Raw genomic sequence first — 15,960 nt, 5'->3', positions numbered from 1 at the left:
TTTTTATTTTGTTTTAGGGCTTTTTGTCGGAGCACTCAACTTATCTTTTAAAAGTACTTTTCTAATAAGATAAGTTTGCAAGAAACTGAGTATGTTGTTTATAGTCCAATATATAACTAAAGCCGCTGGAAACGAAGCAAACAAAAACACAAAAAATATGGAGCTTATATACATAACCGAGTTTTGCCTAGGGTCCGGATTTGGTGTAAGCCTCAAAGACATAATCATCGTTATACCCATCAAAATAGGCAAAATATAATATGGGTCTTTCTGGGTTAAATCGTGAATCCACAAGAAGTGAGCTAACTTTAAATCAGCAGTTATGACGATAACCTTGTAAAGGGAGAAAAATATAGGTATTTGAACAAGTATAGGCAAACACCCAGAGGCTGGGTTAAAGCCTACCTCTTTGTAGAGCTTCATAATTTCTTCCTGCATCTTCACTGGGTCGTCTTTATACTTTTCTTTGATTTTTTCCATTTTTGGAGCTACTTCAGACAATTTTGACATTGATAACGTTGATTTATAATTTAACGGGAAAAATAGTATTCTTATTATAAGCGTTAAAACAAAGATAGATATTATCCAGTTTCCAGTTTTTATGTAGATAAAATATAAAAATTTAAACAAAGGCTCTACCACTATCCTAAAATCACCAAAATCAAGAACGTCGGTAAGACCAGCTTTTTTAAGCCAATCGTATTCTTTTGGTCCAAAAAACATCAAAGCTTTACCGTCGAAAGACGCAAGCATAAGCGTAAAATCTTCTTTTCCTAACCTCTCTTTATATATTTGGATAGAGTTTATATGACCCTTTATACCTTGAAAGAAAAACCTGCTTTCTTCACCAGCAAAGGATATATTTCCAGTAATTACCTTGTAGGTTTTTATATCGTCGTTATCTAACCTTTTAACATTTCCGTTTATATTAAAAACAGGTCCTTGATGGGTGTGCAAATCTTCTTCGTTGAGGTTGTTGCCAATCATTACGAAATAAGGCTTATCATACCCAGATAAACTTATATTAATATAAGATATAAACCCTTCTTTATCAAAATGAACATCCTTCTCGACTTTTATATTTGGTAAACTTAGTGTCATCCTTACATCATCTTTATCTACGGAAATATTATAATTATCAAAGTTTATCGCCTGGTCAAGAGAAGAGTCCCCTGTGTATATCTCTAAAGGAAATATCTTCAAAGCATACTCTTGTGGTGTTATAAGGTTTTGTTTAAAATTTTTTATGTAGTAATAAACTATCCTACCGCCGCTATACGAAAACTTAACATCAGCATCTTTTAAGTGCAACAGCACACCGTTGTTAACATTCAAACTCCCTCTTTGACCATTCAAAAGAAGGTTTATGCCACCTTGATAATTGTAAGTTATATTGGTAGGTTTTTCTTTAGCTTCAACATTTGATGTCTTGTTTATCTGTGTTGGCTTTGGGCTTTTAAAAAAATATTCAGATATATATTGATAAGCCACTATAGTAATAGATACAGCAAAAAATACAACTATCAGCCTCTTTAAATCAACCTGTTCCATCAGGGATAATCTACACCGCCCCTGTTCCAGGGGTTACACCTTAATATACGCCAAATAGCTTTTAAGCTTCCCTTAAAAGCACCATACTTTTCAATGGATAAAATAGCATAGTTAGAGCAAGTTGGATAAAATCTACAGGAACTTGGATACAGTGGCGATATAAAAATCTGCCAAAGTTTTACAAGCTTTATCAACAAGCGTTTCAAGGAGCTAATCTCTTCCTTCCCTTTTGCCTTCTTCTTTTTATTACGTTTCTACCAGATTTAGAAGACATACGAGCCAAAAAGCCGCTTACACGCTTTCTCTTTCTATTTGATATATGTGGTTTCAAAGCATTTGTCATAATAAAAACCTCTTCTTAAAAGGGTAGATATTTATAATCGCCTCTACCCAAGGCGATGCTTAAGAACTTAAAAACCTGCCTTTCCTGAGAATATACCGGTAAATACGAAAATAATAGAGAAAAGCATGGCGTACAAGGCAAACGTTTCAATGAAGGCAAGACCTATGAACATGATAGTCTGAAGCTTACCTGCCATATTTGGATTCCTAGCCATACCTTCTTCGGCACCTCTTATAGCAGCACCAGCACCTACACCAGCACCCAAGGTACCACCAGCTATGGCTACGCCAGCGGCCACCGCCATCAAACCATAGAAAAGTGCTCTAGCATGAGCATCAGAGCTACCCGCACTAGCAGTATCAGCCATTGCTATGCTACTAGCAAGCGTTAAAAGCATGAGAGTCTTAAGCTTCATAAGTTCCTCCTAATTTATTAATAAAATGGGTTTACCTGTGGATTTAGAGAATTTAGATATATCTTTACTAAAATTGTTACAAGCTAATAAAATCATGTCTGGATTCACTTCTTTATATACCGCCTCAGCCTCCTCATCAAAATCACCTACTTTTACATGAAAGTTTACGTTCATATCTTTTGGGAAAAGATGGCTAAGTCTATTTGTAACTTGTTTTATGCTATTTTCCTTCATATAAGGGTCAAAGGGCATACCAAAGGAGATTGCTATATCTTCTGCCTTTTTTACAGACTCTAACACCACAAGAACATCTAAACTAGCTTTAAAATTATTCACGACATCTAATATTTTACCTATAAGCTTAGTACAATCACCGTTTTCCATATCCATTATAAGAAGTATTTTACTTATATCCATATCAATGTTCCTCGTGTACAACTGCACCAGCTATATATATAGTGCTTAATATCATAAATATAAAAGTTTGTAAAACTATAGCCAAAACCTTTATTGTTATCAAGAATACAAGAACCACTGGAGAAACCGCCAACGTAAATGGATTGCCTATCAAAACACCTATTATAGAAATAAGAAGTATTGCACCACCTTTCATATTGGCGAAAAGACGCAAGGACAACGATACAACTCTTCCTAAATGAGACATAATTTCTATAACAAAGAAAAAAGGCGCTAAAACTTTAATAGGTCCCATAAAATGCTTTATATATCCGAGACCGTTTACCCTAAAACCTTCAAAATGATATAAGAAAAATACTATTAAGGTCAAAGCCAGCGTAGTATTTATGTTGCCAGTAGGGGCATCTACAAAAGGCAAAAGCTCCATTACGTTTCCAAAAAATACAAAAAGACCTATAGAAGCTATAAGAGGCAGATACCTAAGCCCCTGCTCTCCTATATTTTCTACCACCATTGATTTACAGAAATTTACATAAGTCTCTATCACAAACTGCAACTTTGATGGCATAATTTTTGGTTTGCCAGCAGCCAGAACAACGCCTAAAGCCACTACCATAGCCACTATGCTGGTTATAATGTGCTCATAATGTTCCATACCAATATTATAGCATAAGAATATAAAAATTTCTTCAAAAATTTATATAGTTTTAGAAAAAGTTGGTTTTTCCTTTGCTTTTGAATAGACATCAAACACTATAGCTATATTTCTTACAAGAAGCCTACCTTCTGGATTAACTTCTATTTTACCATCGTTTATATTTATAAGACCATCTCTTTCTAGCTCTTCTAATTCTAAAAGCTCCTTTTCAAAATATGTATCAAAATCTATATTAAATATTGAAGATATGTCTTTTTTATCCACGTAAAGATTACACATTATATCCATAATCACTTCTCTTCTTATTATATCGTCTTCTGTTAATATATACCCCCTCATCACGGGAAAAACATCTTGGTCCAAAGCCTTGTAATAATCTCTTAAAGTTTTATGGTTTTGAAAATATGCTTTATCCAGCATACCTATAGAAGTGGCCCCAATCCCTATAAGATGCACACCTTTTCTAGTGGTATAGCCCTGAAAATTTCTCCATAGTTTTCTATGCTTTTGAGCTAAGTAAAGTTCATCGGTTTTTTTGGCGAAATGATCCATGCCTATAAAAGCGTAATCGCTGGATTCAAAAAGCTCTATAGCTAACTTTAACATATCTATCTTGGTTGGAGCTTCTGGCAGCATAGTGGCATCTATTTTACGCTGAAGAGGCTTTAGCCATGGCACATAGGCGAAGTTGAAAACGGCTACTCTATCCGGAGAAAGCTCTATAGTTTTCTCTATAGTTCTTCTAAACGTATCAACAGTTTGCCCTGGAAGACCATACATAAGGTCTATGTTTAAACTTTTATACCCTAAATCCCGCACATCGTACACTACCCTTTTAAGAAGCTCCTCGTCTTGTACTCTGTTTATTCGCTCTTGTACATCTTTATCAAAATCTTGTATACCCATACTAATTCTATTAAACCCAAGCTCTTTATAAAGTTTAAGCTTGTTATAATCTATGTGGCGAGGATCTATTTCTAAAGACACCTCAGCTTCTTCAGTGAACTTAAATCTACTTCTAATAAATTCCATCATGCTTTTAAAATCATCGTTTTCCAGAAAGTTTGGTGTGCCACCACCTATATGAAATTGATCAATTACCTTATAATCTCCTAACACATCTTTGAGCATAGATATTTCTTTAAAAAGATAGTTTAAATAAGGCTTAGCCACATCTGTCCGATGGGAAATTATAACGTTGCAGCCGCAAAACCAACATGCATTTTCACAAAAAGGGATATGTATATATAAAGAAAGAGGATGGTTATCTTTCAATATACCCTCTAACTCTCGTCTATAAACCTCAGGAGATACTGGTTTAAACTCTACCGCTGTGGGATAGCTAGTATACCTTGGCCCAGGCTTATCATATTTTCTTATAAGCTCCAAATCTATCTTTGTATTTTCATACATAAAACCTCTCCAATATAAATATAAGCTTTTTTCCCAAAAGCTATGAAACAAATATCATCTTGCGTATTCCACAAACCTATTTTCCCTTATAACCACAACTTTTATGTTGCCAGGATAATCCATCTCCTCTTCAATTCTCTTAGCTATTTTCTTAGAAAGTTCGTAAGCTTGCTCATCGGTTAGCTCAGATGGAGACACTATAACTCTTATCTCTCTACCTGCTTGCACAGCATAAACATTGGAAACGCCAGGAAAACTTTTGCCTATTTCTTCAAATTTTTCTAACCTTTTAATGTAAGCTTCCAAGGATTCTCTTCTAGCCCCTGGTCTTGCCGCAGAAAGAGCATCCGCTGCGCATACCAAAGCCACTTCTGGATACTTGACAGGTTCTTCTTCGTGGTGAGCTTTTATAGCGTTTAGTACGTAATCTGGCTCTTTGTATTTCTTGCAAAGCTCTATGCCTATATCGGTGTGAGAACCGCCCATCTCATTTGATATAGCTTTGCCTATGTCGTGTAAAAGCCCAGCCCTTTTGGCAGCTTTTTCGTTTAGACCTAGTTCAGCAGCCATAAGACCAGCTATTGTAGCCACCTCTTTAGAATGCAACAATACATTTTGAGAATAAGAAGTCCTATAATAAAGTTTTCCTATGTAGTAGTAAAGTCCTGGGTTCATATCGTGTATGCCAAGCTCCATCACTGTCTCTTCTCCCAACTTTCTTATATTATTATCCATATCTTTCTTAACCTCCTCCACCACTTCTTCTATACGTGCTGGATGTATCCTACCATCTATTATAAGCCTTTCAAGAGCTTGCTTTGCTATCTCTCTTCTCATAGGATCAAAAGAAGAAAGCGTAACAGTATCTGGAGTATCGTCTATTATAATATCGACACCTGTCAGTATCTCAAAAGCCCTTATATTTCTACCTTCTCTACCTATGATACGCCCTTTAAATTCGTTGCTTGGCAACTCTATAGTAGAAGTGCTATAATTTATAGCAATCTCTGGAGATAGTCTTTGTATAGAGGTAGTGATAATTCTTTTCGCCTCTCTTTCAGCTTCTTCTCTGGCTTTTTCCTCTATAGCTTTGGCTATCTTTATACTTTCTATCTTCGCCTCTTCTTCTACTTTCTTTAATATCTCTTGGTAAGCCTCCTCTTTTGTCAAAGAAGCTATCCTTTGAAGCTCTAACAACTCCTTGTTTTTCAACTCTTCTACATCGTGTTTCATAGCCTCTATACTTTTATATTGAGCCTCTATCTCCTTCTCTTTTCGCTGCAAAGCTTTCTCTAACTCTTTTAGCTCTCTTTCCTTTGAATAAAGCTCTTCCTCTTTTTTTTCAAGACTTTGAAGCTTTCTCTCTATGTTTGTTTCTTTTGCCTCAAGATTCTTCTCCTTTTGAATTAGAGCTTGCTCTTTAGATGACAATTCCTCTTTCTTTCTTGCATAATCTTTTTCTAGCTCCTCTTTCTTTAGCTCTAATTCTCTTTTTATAGCCTCTTTTTCCCTTTCCAATTTTTCGTTTTCAGCTTTTATAAACTCCATATATTTAGAAGCTTCTCTTTCTGCAAGCTCTTTAGAGTATTCAAGCTGTTTCTTAGCTTCCTCTAATATGGCGTCCGCTTGTCTTTTGGCTTCTTCTAAAAGAAGCTTAGATTCTTCCGATGTACTTGGCATACTTGTTGTCTGTTTCTCATTTAGCTTCTTAAAAGCCATAAAACCAAGCCCAGCAAGTCCCAATACCAAAATAGACAAAATACCTATAACAACAGTTTCCATTGGTAATTACCTCCTTCTATTACATAATTTTCAGAAATAACTTTGTTAAGTTTTACATCAAAAGGGTCTTTCTCTATAGAATCAACTATTTGAAAATCATAACAAACCCCTATAGAAAAAATATGCTTATTTTTAGCTAAAAATCTATCATAAAAACCTTTACCAAAACCTACACGATAAAGATGCCTATCAAAACATACACCTGGCACCAAGCAAAGGTCTATATCCACTTCTTCGCATTCTTTAGGCTCTAAAGTTCCATAAGCTGATTTCACAAAAGGTTCTTTATAAAGACAAGGCACAAGCTCATCACCAAATATCTTAGGCACAGATAGCGTTTTTCCTTTGTATATACTCATATCTATAAGTGGATTTACCTCTTTTCTTATCGGTATATAAGCCATAACAGAGTTAGCCCTTTTAAAATCGTCATCCTTTGACAGATTTTTTGCTATCTCCAAGGAAGAGTTTTTTACCTCTTCCTCTGACAACATATCTCGCCTTTTTAAAAAAACATTTCTTAAGTCCTTTTTTGACATATACCTCCATCTTAGGAGGCAAAGAGAAGAAAGACAAGAAGCATTTTGAAAACCCACCCTACCGTCGTGCAAACATACATGCGGGCCTCCTATTTCTAGGTGGGTGCCCTGTCAAGAGGTCTACAATGAGACGCTCCTGAACTACCGAGCTCCCTATTAGCTCACATGTAGGCCCCAAAAATATCTTTACACTAACGAATAGGGCAGGCCTTTATGTTAAACTACCCTAAGCTTTACACCCACATCTTTTAAACGTTCTAACAACTTTTCCATTAGAACGTTTACTTCTTCATCCTCCAAACTTCTATCAAGGGCTCTCAAGCTAAGTCTAATACCAATACTCTTCTTATCTTCTTCTATTTGCTCTCCTTTATAAAAATCAAACAACACAACATCTTCCAGCATACTTCCAAAAAACTCTCTTATGATAAGAATAAGCTTTTGAACGTCAAAATCAATGTCCATTATCAGTGAGACATCTCTAACTACTGGTGGATACTTTGACACATCCTTTAATTTTTGCTCAACATCACGATTAGGAATCTCAAACTCACAAACTATAGCATCTTGAAGTATATCGCTTCTCAAAAGACCGAAAAAACCTATAACCTTATCGTCAAACTTTATACTTCCCTGCTGATAATGATGAAGAAACTTATAATCAGAAAAGCCAAAAGATATTTCTTTGTTTATGGTTTTTACAATTTCTTTCATATGATGTAAAGTCCACTTGGTTTTTGGATATATCCTTTTGAAACCTCTAAGCAATATACATATGTGAGTAGTCAAAGCATCCTCTTTAAAGACATCTGATATCTCAAAAATTGCGAAATCGTATATATGCTTTTTGATATTTTGCTCTGCTATCCTTATCATAGATGGGGTTATATATCTTCTTAAAAACCTAAAAGAAGGCAGTATAGGATTTTTCACCTCAATCCTAGGGGCTTCCAATCCCAAAACTTCATAGTCTTCTATTCTGTCAAAGCTTAGATTTATAACCTCTTTTAGGCCAATGGCGGTCAACTTTTTCTTAAGCTCAAATAAAGTATTTTTGACATCTGTAGGTTTTGGTATCAAAGAAAGCGGCTGTGGCTCAAAGTTGTTAAAATCCATAACCCTTACTATCTCTTCTATCAAATCAATATGAGAGTCTATGTCGTAATATCTGTGGGACGGAGTTTCAAACTCTATACCACATCTCATAGGCTTATTTGATATACCAAGCTTGCTGGCTATATAAGATATTCTTTCTTTATCGAAAGAAGTAGCCGTATATCTTACATAATCGTTCATGGGTAAGAAGAATTTTTTTTGAGGTAGCTCTTCTCTTACAACTTCCTTACAACCAACTACTCTACCCCCGGTCTCTTTTTCTATAAGATTTAAAGCAAAAAAAGAAGCCTTTAAAGCCATACTTATATCTACACCCCTTTCAAATCTATAAGAGGCATCTGTTGATATCTTCAACGTTTTTGAAGCTTTTCTTATAAAAACAGGGTCAAAAAGGGCCGATTCCAAAAAAATATTTTTTGTATCGGAAGATATAGCGCTATGAAGCCCGCCTATTATACCCGCCAACGCTATAGGATTTTTATCGTCAGCTATAACCATGATAGTCTCATCGAGCTCGTAATCTTTTTTATCCAAAGCTGTTAATTTTTCACCTTTTTTTGATTGTCTTACCAAGATTTTATCGCCAATTTTATCTTTATCAAAAGCGTGAAGGGGCTGACCTAGTAGCATCATTGTATAATTTGTGATATCCACTATATTAGATATGGTTTTAAGTCCCATCTTCCAAAGAGCCTTTTTAAGCCATAGTTTTGAGCTTTTAACAAAAGTGTTTTCTATCAAAGCACCTACATACTTATAACAGCCATCTGATTCTATGGCTATATCTAAATCTATTTTAGGAGCTTCTTTTAAATCTATATTAAAAGCCAAATACTTATCCGTTATAGCACTAATTTCTCTAGCAACTCCAAGTATAGAAAGTAAATCACCGCGGTTTGGCGTAATATCACACTCTAAAATAGTTTCGCCAAAATCAAAGAGATTACCAACATCAGTACCAACTTCTATATCGTCGTCAAGTATAAGAATACCATTCTCAACATCGTCTAGTCCAAGCTCTGACGCCGAAAGCATCATACCCTGAGATAATATACCTTTGAAAGATTTTTCCTCTATAGATTTACCATTTAAAGATGCTCCTTTTAAAGCTACTGGCACTTTCGCACCTACATAAATGTTTGAGGCGCTTGTAATTATATCAACGGTAGAATCTCCGACAAACACTTTGCATAAATTCAAATTTTGGACTTTTTGTACAGATAAAATTTCACCTACTCTTACACCCTTTATATCTATACCAAAGGTTTTCAAAGACGTTTCTGTACCCGAGATAGATAATCTCTCAGCAACATACTGAGGGTCTTTTACTTCCACAAATTCGTTTAATATAGATATAGGTACAAACATAGTATACTATTTTATCATGGAAGAAAATACGTTGTATTTATTTATTTCAGAACCCCCAAAAGGAAAAGCCAACAGATATATAAGGCAAAAAGGAGGTGGAGTATTTAAACCATGGAACATCTCCTCGTGGGAAACAAAAGCCTCCTGGGAAATAAGCTTACAACTAAAAAATGCAGGTTTTAAAGAGCCCTTCTCTTGCAAAGTATCTATAGAAGCGGTAATATTCCTTCCAGACAAAAGAAGAAGAGATATAGACAATATGCTTAAAACGCTGTGGGATGTATTAGAAAAAACAGAAGTTATAAGAAACGATAACCTCATATACGAAATAAACACCATAAAACATGTTGAAAAAAACCTACAAGGCATCTTCCTAAAGATAAGACCGTATGAAGAGAAAATGTTTAAAATAGAAGAAGCTAAAAATTTTCTCAAAAAAGCCGATAAAAATATCATTGAAAAAGGCTAAATGGGTAATATGTTATTTATAAGAAAGTTTGGAGGTATTTAATATGACGCCGCTTAAACTTGGAGGTTTAGATAGTGCTTTGGTAAATCAGTTAAACAATCAAGCTATACAAAACCCTCAAGCAGACCAATCAAACACCGCACTACAATCAGAAAATATTACAAACAATCAAAATATCCAAAATGAAAATAAGGATGGACAACAAGGTATTACAGGTAATTTAGAAAAGCAAATCCAAAAAGCCATAGAACAACTTACAACAAATCTATCCTACTTAAATACCCATTTAAACATTACCGTAGACAAAAAAGCCGATAGCGTGGTAATAAAAATTATAGATAATAAAACAAACCAGGTAATAAAGGAGATACCACCAGAATATATGCTACGGATAGCTGAGGCTATAAACAATTTAGTAGGTATTATAGTGAACAAGAAGGTGTAATATGGCAGGTATAGCTTTGTCCGGATTTTCAAACCTATTCAACAGCGGTAGCATATTGGCTGCAGTGATGTCGTCCAGTAGTTTACCGCTTATATCGCTTAGTCAGCAAGCTGCCTATATGCAGAATCAGATGCAAGAGGTAAACTACATTTACAATCAATCAATGTCAGTATTTTCTACTATGATGGGTTTTGTGCTAAACCCTATTACGGGCTCTATGACAGCCATGAGTTCAAACCCAAACGTATTAACCGCTATCGCTTCTCCAGGCACATCACCAGGCACATACAATATAACGGTTCAACAGCTAGCACAACCAGAGATATCTTTACTAGGAAGCTTTTCCTCTTTGAATACACAACTAGGACAAAGTGGGACTATAAGCTTATTTTTTAGATCAAACACATCTTCTTCTGGTGTTACAGACAACAACCTAACCAATGCTACTCCAGGAGTCCAAGAGTTTAATATAACTTACAACGGTACAAATACGTTACAAGATATAGTAAACGAAATAAACAATACCGCCGGTTCAGATGTGACAGCTTCAATATTTTATAACGGCAGTGCATACAGCCTCATGGTTGCTGAAAAGCAAGGTGCATCTACTTTCGTAACATCACCCTCCACAACCCAACATGTTGTAGTAGCTAGAGACAGCTCAGGCATCTTCACACAAAACTATATACAAAATGCACAAGATGCTATCATAAACTTTGGAGGAGCAAGCGTAACATCAAACGTAAACCAAATACAAAATGTCCTAAGCGGAGTGACGCTAAACTTATCTGGTACAGGTTCTGTGGTATTAAGCATATCCCAAGATACCTCACAAGTGGCAAACAATGTCTCAAACCTCATAAATGAAATAAACAACATATTGACGCCTATAAACGTTCTAACAGAAAAACCAGGCACTTATCCTTCTCAAAACTCTTTAACATCAGCAAACCCTTTCATATTGCCAGGCGATTTTATGGGCAACTATATACTAACCAATATAAAAAGTCAGCTTTTAAGCGTAGTACAACCTTTGGAAAACCTTGGGGTAGTAAATTACAACTATCAGACAGGACAACTACAGTTTGACTCAAACAGCTTTCAAAATATACTAAGCACTAGCTCCCAAACAGCACTTAGCTCTGTCACAGCGTTTGTAAGTAGCCTAAGCCAAGCTATCATGAATATAATATCGCCAAACGGAGCACTTATGACGGAGGAAAACAACATATCTTCAAACTACACATACACAGAAAATCAGATATATCAAATGCAACAATCGTTGATATTACAACAACAACAACTGCAACTGCAATTTTCTCAGGTAGAAGCCATCATGGCAAGCTCTAGCGCAGAAATAACAAAGCTACAAACATTGTTAGGATAAAGGAGGTAAAATATGTATCAAAATCTAAAGGATAGCTATGTGGAAAACATGCTTTTCAGTGCAAACCCTTTACAACTCATTGTTATAGCCTACGATAAGGCTATTGAGTTTATGGAACTCGCTATAGAGGCTATAGATGCTGGCCTTGACAATATTGACAATCTTATAAAGAAATGCGAGTATATTACAAAGGCCACGGAAGCTGTAGCTATACTACACGACTCCCTCAACTTTGAAAAAGGTGGCCAAGTTGCTGTAGACCTTTCAAACTTCTATAGGGTTATATTAGAGGGGCTTCTCATAGCAAATCAGAAAAACGACAAAGAACTTCTACAAAATATGATAATGATGCTATCAGGCGTTAAAAAAGCTTGGGAAGAGTTAGAGAGAAGAGAATATGGACCAAAATCAGTCGCCACTGAAAAAGCTGCTCCTTCAGTGTGAGATCTTCGTACAAACCGAAGAATACGATAAAGCTCAAAAGTGTTTGGAAGAGCTAGCGACAGTAGATATATCCAAAGAGTCAAAGGAAGATATAGAAGAATCTATAAAGATTTTAGACTATATTATAGAGATAGCAACAAATAAAAGGCTGAATTTAGCTCAGGCTATAGCCAACTTCAATAAGTTTAAGAATTACCTATACTAACTCTTTTGACATTACGAAAGCGTTTTCGCCGTCCGAGTAGAAGCTGGGGCGCTCCCTTTCAATTTTAAAACCGAGTTTTTTATATAAGTTTATGGCGGGTAAGTTTGATTTTCTCACATCAAGCTCTACATAGTCTATATTTTCTTCTTTTAAAAGCTTAAAAACTTCTGTCAGAAAATAAGAAGCTACACCTTTTGACCTATAATCAGGATGTACAGCAAATGTCATCATAAAAGCCTCGGCGCCATGACACCAAAATATAGCATATACCACCACTTTTCCGTCCTCTATTCCTACCCATTTTTTTGAATAATCTAGGCTAAACTCCCTATAAAAACCTTGCTCATTCCAAGCATCCGTGGTAAACGATATGTTGTTTATCTCTATAACCTCGTCCAGATGCTCTTTTGTCATTTCTGTTATTGTCATGATGTATAATTTTAGCATGAAACGTTTTTACGATTTTTTTATACAAAAAGCCCAAAAATACTACAGCGAAAATCCTAAGATAGGAAGAGGAGATTTTTTTACATCCCCAGAGCTAGACGAAGCTTTTGGTAAAAGCATAGGCCATTTTCTACAAGATTACCTAGAAATATTCGATAACCCAAAGATATTAGAGCTTGGAGCCGGAAACGGTATAATGGCAAAAGATATATTAGAAATGTTAGACATACCTTACATTATATATGAGGTAAGCCCATATCTAACAAATGTACAAAAAAACCTTTTAAACAATAAAAACGTAATCTGGACAAGCTCCTTGGAAGAATTAGAGCCTTTTGAAGGTATAATACTATCAAACGAATTTTTCGATGCTTTAGGCATAGCTCCTGTAAAAGATAAAAAAGAACTTTACATAGATGGTTTAAAAGAGGTATGGCAAGAACCTTGTAATGATACCAAAAAGTTTATAAACATATTCAACATAGATGATAACTATTACGAACTTCCTTTAGACACTTTTTATATATATGAAAAATTATCTAAAATATTGAAAAAAGGTTATATGCTTACTATAGATTACGGATACAAAACATCGCCACACAAAAACACTATAATAGGTTATAAAGACTCTAAAATTGTTAAAAATATCTATACAGAAGATACGTTTGACATCACATATATGGTGGATTTTTCTATGCTTCAAAGAATAGGTGAGTATTTTGGTCTTAAAAATATGTTTTTAAAAAAGCAAAGGGACTTCCTGATAGAAATCCCTTACTTTGTAGCCATCTTAGAAGAAGTATGCCAGGAGGAGGATGCATACTCCATCGAAAGATGCTCAAGGCTTAAAAATCTTATACTTAGCATGGGAGATAGCTTTTACGTACTTTTTCAACAAAAGCTTTAAAATCTATACCCAAAACCAGCATATACACCATCTTTAAACCCACTTGGCAGCGTAGAAGAGCTTCCCCTGTTTAGATTGTTAAAACCATAAGTTTCTACGTGAAAATCAAACTTTTTTGTAATATAGTACATAAAGCCTACCGTCAAATCAAACTCTCTTTTAGTCCCCGCAAGTCCGTCATGAGAGGTAAATATTTTGTTGCCATATTTTCTTTCAAAATAAAATCTCATGTCGAGGTTTAAAGCAAGTTTAGGGTTTTCTATATCGCCTATCAAAAATAACTTATCTTTAGTGCCTATACTAAGCAAAGGAGCATAAGGAACTAAGTTTGGAGCCACTCTATTGCCATAAAAATATATATCTGTAAAAACAGAAGACACTATCTTCTTGTAATAATAAGAAGCCCTTAGCCTAGAACCAAAATTGTACGTATCGTTGGTGGGTATTTCCTTTTCCTCAGTACCGTATTGGATAATCTGAGAGGGGGTAATGGATGGTTTGAAAGAGGTTAAAGGTTGATAATCTTTAGCAAAAAGCCCAACACCTATTTTAGAATACTTATCTTCATAAAAGTTGTAAAGGCCCAAAGCTTTTAAGTTTAGTTGTAAAAGCTTATTTCTTTGGGTACCAGCACCAGTGTTAGCAGAACCATAATATCCATCTGCTCTAAAATCTATATCAAATCTTTTTATCCCTAAATGAAGCTTATATCCTACGTTTAACTCTGGTCTTAATGTGACACTTCTTATACCAGGAAGCCTCCCGGAAAAAAGGTTTACATAAACCTCGTTTCTTAGGCTTTTAGCAAAAACCAACCCATTCACTATCCCAAAAGCTAGTATTAATTTTTTCATTAAAGAATAATACCCTATGTGAGTGTAATATAAGTGAAAGAATTATGAAAAATTTATGAATATTTTAAAATCTCAGAAATATTTTATATAAACGTAGTAAACTTTAACTAACTATAAAATCACCAAAAAATAAAACCCGCCAACTGGCGGGAAAATTGCATAATTAATGTGAACCGCAACCACCAGAACCGCAGCTGCAACCACCACCAAAGGTGTTTGGATTTTTGATGGTGAATCCACCACCCATAAAATCTTGAACATAATCAAGCTCTGCACCGTTGATATATGGAACAGAAAATTGGTCTATTATGATTTTGGTGCCATTAGATTCTAAAACTATATCGGTTTCTTCAACGGTGTCGTCAAAGCCCATAGCATATTGAAAGCCAGAGCATCCACCTGGCACAACCCTTATTCTAAGCATAGGGTTCTCGATGCTATTCTCAGCAGCTATCTTAGCTATTTCCTGAGAAGCCAATTCTGAAACTGTAAAAACTAAAGTAGTTGCTTCCATAAAAGCCTCCTTAAAATTGATAATCATAATCTAAAGCTAAAATAACACAGTGGCTATGATTTATGTCTTCTAACAAGCTCTTTTTCTACATCCTCAAAAGATATATCAAGATAGCTAAGTCCTACCAAAATATGGTACATCAAATCTGCAAGCTCGTAGACAATCTCATTTTTATTTTGATTTTTGAAGGCTATAACACTTTCTATGGCTTCTTCACCTATCTTTTGAACTATCCTATCAAGACCTTCTTTTATAAGCTTAGAAGTATAGGAATTTTCCTGTGGATTTGATATTCTATCTTTTATAAGCCTTTCTAAAAATGGCAATATCTCAAAAGGCATCAAAGAAGGCTTTCCGTCTTTTTTGTTAAAAGCCTTAAAAAAACAATTTCTATTACCAGTATGACAAGCTATATCTTTATGCTGTTTTACCATGTATATAATAGCATCGTTATCACAGTCTAGCCTTATATCCAAAACCTCTTGAAGCTCTCCAGAAGTTTCGCCCTTTTTCCAAAGAGCATTCCTAGAGCGTGAAAAGTAGTGGGCATATCCAGTTTGAAGCGTTTTTTCTATGGCCTCTTTGTTGGCATAGGCTAACATCCTAATCTCACCAGTGAAAGCATCCTGAGCCACCACTGGCACCAATCCCTTCTCGTCAAAAGCTATATCCTCTATTTGCATAAT

20 protein-coding genes and 1 other RNA gene are annotated in these 15,960 nt (G+C 35.2%); 6 read left to right on the top strand and 15 right to left on the bottom strand.

All coding sequences use genetic code 11. From position 1 onward, the window contains the following. Nucleotides 1-3 precede the first annotated feature (3 nt). The 11 genes from yidC to pheT all read right to left on the bottom strand — a co-directional run bounded on the left by yidC (nt 4) and on the right by pheT (nt 9,602). Complete coding sequence (yidC, locus tag ACYQZV_RS03430) at nt 4-1,551, bottom strand: membrane protein insertase YidC (protein ID WP_459893218.1); 1,548 nt, start codon at nt 1,549-1,551, stop codon at nt 4-6. Next, a complete protein-coding gene (gene yidD / locus ACYQZV_RS03425) occupies nt 1,551-1,757 on the bottom strand; it encodes a membrane protein insertion efficiency factor YidD (protein ID WP_459893216.1) in 207 nt (68 codons plus the stop codon). The genes yidC and yidD overlap by 1 nt, the downstream gene beginning before the upstream one ends. After that, nucleotides 1,754-1,894, bottom strand: coding sequence for a 50S ribosomal protein L34 (rpmH, locus tag ACYQZV_RS03420; protein ID WP_459893214.1), 141 nt, complete (start codon nt 1,892-1,894; stop codon nt 1,754-1,756). Before rpmH ends, yidD begins: the two co-directional genes overlap by 4 nt. A gap of 67 nt (nt 1,895-1,961) precedes the next feature. Further along, entirely contained in the window at nt 1,962-2,309 is a 348-nt protein-coding gene (gene atpE, locus ACYQZV_RS03415) for an ATP synthase F0 subunit C (RefSeq protein WP_459893212.1), read from the bottom strand. Nucleotides 2,310-2,318: 9 nt separating this feature from the next. Next, nucleotides 2,319-2,726: a hypothetical protein gene (locus ACYQZV_RS03410; RefSeq protein ID WP_459893210.1), complete on the bottom strand. Its 408-nt coding sequence runs from the start codon at nt 2,724-2,726 to the stop codon at nt 2,319-2,321. Between the two features lies 1 nt (nt 2,727). Continuing rightward, nucleotides 2,728-3,381, bottom strand: coding sequence for a F0F1 ATP synthase subunit A (gene atpB / locus ACYQZV_RS03405; protein ID WP_459893208.1), 654 nt, complete (start codon nt 3,379-3,381; stop codon nt 2,728-2,730). A gap of 42 nt (nt 3,382-3,423) precedes the next feature. Beyond that, complete coding sequence (hemN, locus tag ACYQZV_RS03400) at nt 3,424-4,797, bottom strand: oxygen-independent coproporphyrinogen III oxidase (RefSeq protein ID WP_459893206.1); 1,374 nt, start codon at nt 4,795-4,797, stop codon at nt 3,424-3,426. 54 nt (nt 4,798-4,851) lie between these two features. Beyond that, the gene (rny, locus tag ACYQZV_RS03395; protein ID WP_459893204.1) at nt 4,852-6,579 is read right to left on the bottom strand and encodes a ribonuclease Y; all 1,728 of its coding nucleotides are present in this window, start codon (nt 6,577-6,579) and stop codon (nt 4,852-4,854) included. Continuing rightward, nucleotides 6,561-7,118 carry a 5-formyltetrahydrofolate cyclo-ligase gene (locus ACYQZV_RS03390; RefSeq protein WP_459893202.1) on the bottom strand — a complete coding sequence of 186 codons (558 nt, stop codon included), beginning with the start codon at nt 7,116-7,118 and terminating at the stop codon, nt 6,561-6,563. Before ACYQZV_RS03390 ends, rny begins: the two co-directional genes overlap by 19 nt. Before the next feature lie 46 nt (nt 7,119-7,164). Next, nucleotides 7,165-7,331: non-coding RNA, 6S RNA (gene ssrS / locus ACYQZV_RS03385), on the bottom strand. Nucleotides 7,332-7,334: 3 nt separating this feature from the next. After that, on the bottom strand, nt 7,335-9,602 hold the full coding sequence (pheT, locus tag ACYQZV_RS03380) for a phenylalanine--tRNA ligase subunit beta (protein ID WP_459893200.1): 2,268 nt from the start codon (nt 9,600-9,602) through the stop codon (nt 7,335-7,337). A gap of 16 nt (nt 9,603-9,618) precedes the next feature. On the opposite strand from pheT, the gene ACYQZV_RS03375 reads away from it, so the two are divergent. Genes ACYQZV_RS03375 through ACYQZV_RS03355 form a run of 5 tightly spaced genes read left to right on the top strand, consistent with a single transcriptional unit; the run spans nt 9,619 to nt 12,552 of the window. Then, nucleotides 9,619-10,071: a RusA family crossover junction endodeoxyribonuclease gene (locus tag ACYQZV_RS03375; RefSeq protein WP_459893198.1), complete on the top strand. Its 453-nt coding sequence runs from the start codon at nt 9,619-9,621 to the stop codon at nt 10,069-10,071. Between the two features lie 43 nt (nt 10,072-10,114). Then, nucleotides 10,115-10,516: a flagellar protein FlaG gene (locus ACYQZV_RS03370; protein ID WP_459893195.1), complete on the top strand. Its 402-nt coding sequence runs from the start codon at nt 10,115-10,117 to the stop codon at nt 10,514-10,516. A 1-nt stretch (nt 10,517) separates the two neighbouring features. After that, a complete protein-coding gene (fliD, locus tag ACYQZV_RS03365) occupies nt 10,518-11,903 on the top strand; it encodes a flagellar filament capping protein FliD (protein ID WP_459893193.1) in 1,386 nt (461 codons plus the stop codon). Nucleotides 11,904-11,915: 12 nt separating this feature from the next. Next, nucleotides 11,916-12,347 (top strand): flagellar export chaperone FliS, encoded by a 432-nt coding sequence (locus tag ACYQZV_RS03360; RefSeq protein ID WP_459893191.1) that lies wholly within the window; start codon nt 11,916-11,918, stop codon nt 12,345-12,347. A 43-nt stretch (nt 12,348-12,390) separates the two neighbouring features. Continuing rightward, the gene (locus tag ACYQZV_RS03355) at nt 12,391-12,552 is read left to right on the top strand and encodes a hypothetical protein (RefSeq protein ID WP_459893189.1); all 162 of its coding nucleotides are present in this window, start codon (nt 12,391-12,393) and stop codon (nt 12,550-12,552) included. Here ACYQZV_RS03355 and rimI read toward each other — a convergent pair. Beyond that, entirely contained in the window at nt 12,544-12,981 is a 438-nt protein-coding gene (gene rimI, locus ACYQZV_RS03350) for a ribosomal protein S18-alanine N-acetyltransferase (RefSeq protein ID WP_459893187.1), read from the bottom strand. The genes ACYQZV_RS03355 and rimI overlap by 9 nt on opposite strands. A gap of 16 nt (nt 12,982-12,997) precedes the next feature. On the opposite strand from rimI, the gene ACYQZV_RS03345 reads away from it, so the two are divergent. Then, nucleotides 12,998-13,906: an SAM-dependent methyltransferase gene (locus ACYQZV_RS03345; RefSeq protein ID WP_459893185.1), complete on the top strand. Its 909-nt coding sequence runs from the start codon at nt 12,998-13,000 to the stop codon at nt 13,904-13,906. Here ACYQZV_RS03345 and ACYQZV_RS03340 read toward each other — a convergent pair. From ACYQZV_RS03340 to hisIE, 3 genes are all read right to left on the bottom strand, one after another. Further along, nucleotides 13,903-14,760, bottom strand: coding sequence for a hypothetical protein (locus ACYQZV_RS03340; RefSeq protein WP_459893183.1), 858 nt, complete (start codon nt 14,758-14,760; stop codon nt 13,903-13,905). The two genes, ACYQZV_RS03345 and ACYQZV_RS03340, sit on opposite strands and share 4 nt — an antisense overlap. Nucleotides 14,761-14,923: 163 nt before the next feature. Beyond that, nucleotides 14,924-15,274, bottom strand: a complete 351-nt coding sequence (locus ACYQZV_RS03335) for a HesB/IscA family protein (RefSeq protein ID WP_459893181.1) — start codon at nt 15,272-15,274, stop codon at nt 14,924-14,926. Nucleotides 15,275-15,327: 53 nt separating this feature from the next. Next, a complete protein-coding gene (hisIE, locus tag ACYQZV_RS03330) occupies nt 15,328-15,957 on the bottom strand; it encodes a bifunctional phosphoribosyl-AMP cyclohydrolase/phosphoribosyl-ATP diphosphatase HisIE (RefSeq protein WP_459893179.1) in 630 nt (209 codons plus the stop codon). Nucleotides 15,958-15,960 lie beyond the last annotated feature (3 nt).

The organism is Hydrogenobaculum acidophilum, assembly GCF_054656715.1.
The sequence above is the reverse complement of the archived record's forward strand: the minus strand, read 5'-3'. Positions and strand labels throughout refer to the sequence as shown.